This window comes from Petrotoga sp. SL27, assembly GCF_002924605.1.
GTDB lineage: Bacteria > Thermotogota > Thermotogae > Petrotogales > Petrotogaceae > Petrotoga > Petrotoga sibirica.
In genome coordinates this window covers 1-546 of record NZ_JAIP01000034.1, presented here as the reverse complement: position 1 = coordinate 546, position 546 = coordinate 1, and the positions used below count along the sequence as shown (strand labels likewise).

Annotated in this window: 1 protein-coding gene; it reads left to right on the top strand. The window is 39.6% G+C overall.

Going from position 1 to position 546, the window contains the following annotated elements; genetic code table 11:
• Window positions 1–546 (top strand): methyl-accepting chemotaxis protein (locus AD60_RS09935; RefSeq protein WP_146048846.1); only part of this gene is annotated, 546 nt, incomplete at both ends.

The window sequence follows — 546 nt, the reverse complement described above, 5'->3', positions numbered from 1 at the left end:
GCAGATGGAGCAAGCAAGGGTAGAGATACTGAACCTATTAGAAGAACAAAGAATGGAATTAAAAGTTCAACAAGACACCTTAGGTCCATCACTCATAGAAGAAAACAACAGAGCAATAACCTTGACAATTATTTTAACCATAGTCGCCTTTGTAGTATCGATAATAATGGTCATCTATCTAATAAGGAGTATAACGAAACCACTGTTAGACTTCAAAAACAAGATAAACCAATTCAAAGAAGGAGACCTAACGGTAAACTTTGAAAGCAAAAGCAAAGACGAGATTGGACAGATGGCCAACGCTCTATCAGAAATGAGTAAAGAACTAAGAAGATCCATGGGGTCAATAAAGCAGGCATCAGACAAAGTAGAAAACGCATCAGAAAGTCTAACGCAATCATCACAAGAAAGCAGAAAGAACTCAGAAGAACTCAAAAACCAGATGGACAAGATACAAACAAGCACGGAAGAAACGGCAGGAAACGTAGAAGAAGTAACGTCAGGGGTAGACGAAGTAGCAAGGGCGGCACAAGGTGTATCCCAAGA